The sequence below is a fragment of the Candidatus Poribacteria bacterium genome, from assembly GCA_026702755.1.
GTDB lineage: Bacteria > Poribacteria > WGA-4E > WGA-4E > WGA-3G > WGA-3G.
In genome coordinates, this window is record JAPPBX010000113.1 from 1 (window position 1) to 5,153 (window position 5,153).

Genomic DNA, 5,153 nt, shown 5'->3' on the forward strand with positions numbered 1-5,153 from the left:
CTCCGACGATACAATTGTCTGTCTGATTGAGCCGCAATGGCAGAAGCGAGAAGCATCGCGTCTGCACGAACGGATGTGGGAAATCTATCAACAAAAACTCCATGAATCTCATTTTGTTGTGCCACCGGATAAACTCTTAGTTCCCTTTGAAACCCTCACTACACAGATAGAGCAGTATCCCGTCGTCTCTTCGTCTTTAGCACCGCCACGTGAAATTTCAAACAACAAATTGGCACCGATGCCTTTTGGAATGGAAGCACTCGCTTTACCATCAGGGAACTATCAAACAGTTATCAATCAGATTAAAACCTGGGCGCAGCAAGGAAAACAAGTTCATCTCTTCTGCGAAACCCCACAGCAATCCAAGCGGGTGTCGGAAATCTTAGCCGAACGCGACTTGTCACCCCCTGATATAGATATCAGCGTTGGTGCGATCAGTCAGGGTTTCTTCAACGAATCACTAAACCTTGTTGTTATCTCCGAAGATGAACTCTTCGGAAACCGGCACCATCGTCCAATCCGCCGCCGTCCACCTACAGATGGGACTCCTATTCTCAGTCTTATCGATCTCAAAGTTGGGGACTATGTTGTTCACGTCTCCCACGGTATTGCCGTCTATGATGGTATACGTCGATTGGATATTGATGGCAAGCTTCAAGATTTTCTGGTGCTCAAATACAGTGACGATAACACGCTCTATGTGCCTACTTATCAGGTCGATCTCGTGCAAAAATACATCGGTAGTAAGGATGAGACCTATAAACCGCGTCTCGACCGTCTCGGTGGTCCCGCTTGGCGCCGTCGAAAGGAGCGCGTCAGAGCCTCCATACAGGAGATGGCAGATGAACTCCTGAACTTATACGCGCTCCGACAAGCCCAGAAGGGGTATAGTTTTCCGGCTGAAGTCCCTTGGCAAACCGAGTTTGAAGCCCTTTTCCCATACCAAGAAACTAACGATCAACTCCAAGCTATTGAGGACGTTAAAGCCGATATGGAAAATGAACGCCCGATGGATCGGCTCGTCTGTGGTGATGTCGGATACGGTAAAACAGAGGTGGCCCTCCGTGCCGCCTTCAAAGCCGTTATGTCGGAAAAGCAGGTCGCAATTCTCGTCCCAACGACTATCCTCGCGCTTCAGCATTATGACACTTTTGAAAAACGTTTTCAGGATTTTCCAGTTCATGTTGAGATGCTAAATCGTTTTCGGACACCAAAGGAGATAAAGAAGATTAAGGAAGGATTGGCGAAAGGCACTATTGATGTTGTTATCGGGACGCATAGTTTGCTTTCTAAAACGCTGACATTTGACAATCTCGGACTCCTTATCGTTGATGAGGAGCACCGATTCGGTGTTAAACATAAGGAAAAAATCAAACAGTTTAAAGAGACGATTGATGTGCTTACGTTGACTGCGACTCCAATCCCACGGACACTCCACATGTCACTCGTCGGTATCCGAGATTTCAGTGTTATTAATACACCTCCCGCAGATCGATTGCCGATTCAGACGCATGTTATGCCTTACGACTCCGAAGTCATTCGTGAAGCAATCACTGCAGAATTGAGTCGCAGCGGTCAGGTGTTCTTTGTCCACAATCGCGTTCAAGATATTCAGAGTATTGCCTTAACTGTCCAACACCTGGTCCCTGAGGCACGAGTCGCTGTCGCACATGGACAGATGCCTGAGCGTGAATTGGAGAGCGTGATGCTTGAGTTTGTCCGCCATAAGCACGATATCCTCGTCTGTACAATGATTATTGAGTCCGGACTCGATATACCTAATGTGAATACGATCTTGATTAATCGAGCAGATGCCCTGGGCTTGGCGCAACTCTATCAGCTACGCGGACGGGTGGGTAGGGCTACCACACAGGCTTACGGATATCTGTTCTACCCACAGCACCACGCAATTACCGAAGGTGCACAGAAACGACTTCGGGTCATTGAGGAATTCACCGACCTCGGTTCTGGCTTTAAAATAGCACTCCGAGATCTTGAAATTCGCGGTACAGGGAACATCCTCGGGGCCGAACAACACGGACATATTGTTACCATTGGTTATGAACTTTATTGTAAACTCCTTGAAGAGGCTGTAATGGCACTAAAGGGAGAAAAGGTCGAAGAAGCACTTGATACACGTATTAGTTTGCCAGTTGAAGCCTATTTACCCGATGATTATGTCCCTGACAGTCGTCAAAAGGTTTCTGTCTACAAAAAAATTGCTGGATTGAAAGACGATACGGTTCTCAAAGAACTTCGCGAGGAACTGCAGGATAGGTACGGACCTATTCCTGAGCCGGTCGAGATGTTACTCGAAATTGCGAATCTTAAGCAACAGAGCAACCAACTCGGTATTAGTGCTATTGTTGCCGGAAAGGAACAAGTAAAAATCACCTTTGACGAGCAGAACCCGCGAATTAATGTGAAGAAATTCATTGAAACAGTACACAAAAATAAGAACCTTCAGTTGCAACCACCTGCACAACTTAAAATTCGCATGCCAGGTGTGACTGGCGCGAATATGTTAACCGAATTGCAGCAAACCCTGAAGTTGTTTGTTGTGTAATCGTAAAGATGAAAGGCCAACGAAAATAGACGTGCTGCGCGCACTATCCAAAGCGCGTAAGCCTAACCAACGGGCAGGCTGGATATACGGAAATGTACTGTATTTCCTAAACTGACCTGACCGAACCGCAAGGAACATTAAAAATATGAAAAAAACGATTACTGTTTTTGTAATTGTCGCTGTCACCTGTCTACTCACGTGGCGATTTGTTCAGTCTGACGGGCATGAGAAGTCTATGCCTGCTGTCGACGAAAACCAAGTGATTTTGGCAGAGTACAAATGGAACGACACAGCTTATCAGATCTCGCTGGCAGATTTAAACGCCGCGATTTTAGAATTGCCGGTTTACCGGCAGCAGAACTATGACAACACAGCGGATAAAGCCGAGTATCTTGAGGAATTAATAGAGGAACGGCTCAAAATCCTTCGTGCTACGGATGATGGATTTGATGCACTTCCTGAACACCTTAAAAAACTTGAGGATTATACACATCAGCTCATGGTTGAAAAATTAACCGAGGCTGAAGTCGATGCCAAAATCGTCCATACCGACGAGGATCTCATGGCACATTATCAGGCAAATCTCAGCGAGTACGTTGAGGAAGCAAAAGTCCGCGCAATCTGTATCACGCTTGATGACGAAGACTTTGCTTATGAGACGATCGATGCCATTAAAGCCGGAAAAGACATCGTTGAGATGGCGATGGAACTTTCTGAAGCTGGCAAACTTGGTGCTGGACCCGGCACGAATCAGGATGATCCGGGGAATACCTATCTCTTCTCGAAAGGTGCTTCCGCGCGTTGGTCAGAATTCATTGACGCTGTTTTCGAGATGGAAGTTGGCGAATTGACGGATGCCGTCTTTGAAACCGAAGTTAACGATACGGTCTTTTACCTCATTTTCCGTAAAGAGGAACACCAGCCAGAACGGCAGCAGGAATTCGAGGAAGTGAAAGATGACATCAAACGAACGGTTGAGCGTGAAAAGAAACGCGCACGCATCAATGAATGGGTCGCCGAGATCTCTGAAAAAGGTAAATTGAAAACTTATCCTGAAAATATCCCAGAGCCGCCGCAACCTGAGGATACGGAAACTGAGGAATCAGAGGAGTCAGACGAGTAGATTAATAGTTGTCAGCATAGGGTTGGACCGCTTTTAGGCATCAGTCCAGATAACGTTGTGGCCGTTACGAACGTTTATAGCCGCCATACGCTTAACTGACAACTGACAACTGATAACTGATAAAAAGGAGTTAGAAAAAATAATGCTCACAAGAATTATCCCCTTTATCGGCAAAATGGATAGCCAGGTACGACTTCCGGTTATCCCTCTATTTTTAATTGCGGTGATTGCTATACACCCGGTTTTTTATAGTTGTAGTGACAAAGCAATCGGCGCAGATGGTACTGTCATCGCGGAATTTGAATGGAACGGTAAACAGCGAATCACCCTGGAAGAGATGCAGCAGGAGATTAGTGAGCTCCCTGAGTACAAACAACGCCAATATCAGGACAAAGAGGGACTCGAAACCTATATGCTCCTCATGGCGGAAAGTCGCTTGATTCTCAACCTCGCTCGCGATCAAAAACTCAATGAAGACCCCGAAATTCTCAAGAAAGTCCAAGATTATCTTCACGAGTTAATGGTTAAGCGAATTACCACTCAGGAAGTTGACGATAAACTTACTTTGACTGAGCAAGACTATCACGACTACTATGAGGCGCATAAAGAGGACTATGTCCGTCCGGCACAGGTCAGGCTTATGTGTATCACTATGACTGATAAAGTACGGGCAGATGAAACTTACGCCCAAATCCAAGAGGGCAAAGACATCGCCGAACTTGCTCAGGAACTTTCGGACAAGGGGGAACTCGTCGGCCCTGGTGCGAATCCAGCGAATCCGGGTGATACTGACTATATTAGTCGGGAATCTTTCCCCGCTGGAACGGAGCCTTTCTTAGATGCAGCTTTCGCCGCAGAAATCGGAACACTGCATGATGGCGTTATCGAAGTTGATGTCCAAGGGCAGAAATATTATATGATCTTCCGTAAAGATGAGGCGCGTGACGCGTATCAGAAGCCTTTTGAAGAAGAGGACGTTAGTAGAAATGTAGAGCGGAAGGTCGAACGCGAAAAGCGGCAGGCACTTATGGATGAATGGATTCTCCAACTCCGTGAGCGCGCTGAAGTTAAAACTTACACCGATCGCATTCCAGAGGCACCCGCTGAGGATGAACCGGTTGAAGATGAATCCGAAGCAGAGGAAGCCCCTGCTGAAGCGCAACCTGAAGAATAGCGATTAGCGAATGGTTGTTAGTTTATAGTTGTTGGTTGTTGGTTAAGAGGTGCCCTTATCAGGAAAGACTCTTAACTAATAACCATTAACCAAGAACCCTTATTGCCTAAATAGGAGGTATGGACATGATTCGCCATGTAGGTGCCTATCTAACCATCTGTCTGCTACTCCTTACCAGTGGACTTATAAACGCGACGGCTCGTACTTTCGACAAAATCGTTGCCTATGTCAATGACTCACGAAGTCAACGCATTTCCGGGCGGCACGCATTGCATGCGCATAGTCGGCGG

General features: G+C 46.6%; 3 protein-coding genes. All 3 read left to right on the forward strand.

The features are described from left to right. Positions 1 to 2,566: transcription-repair coupling factor (mfd, locus tag OXH39_22570; GenBank protein MCY3553255.1), on the forward strand; the 2,566-nt coding region annotated here is incomplete at its 5' end. Positions 2,567 to 2,711: 145 nt separating this feature from the next. Then, positions 2,712 to 3,689, forward strand: a complete 978-nt coding sequence (locus tag OXH39_22575) for a peptidyl-prolyl cis-trans isomerase (protein ID MCY3553256.1) — start codon at positions 2,712 to 2,714, stop codon at positions 3,687 to 3,689. Positions 3,690 to 3,831: 142 nt separating this feature from the next. After that, complete coding sequence (locus OXH39_22580) at positions 3,832 to 4,863, forward strand: peptidyl-prolyl cis-trans isomerase (protein ID MCY3553257.1); 1,032 nt, start codon at positions 3,832 to 3,834, stop codon at positions 4,861 to 4,863. Positions 4,864 to 5,153 lie beyond the last annotated feature (290 nt).

What these genes read in the sequence shown, in the direction of transcription:
- OXH39_22575 (MCY3553256.1), top strand. Translation starts at nt 2,712, where the DNA reads ATGAAAAAAACGATTACTGTTTTTGTAATTGTCGCTGTCACCTGTCTA.
- OXH39_22580 (MCY3553257.1), top strand. Translation starts at nt 3,832, where the DNA reads ATGCTCACAAGAATTATCCCCTTTATCGGCAAAATGGATAGCCAGGTA.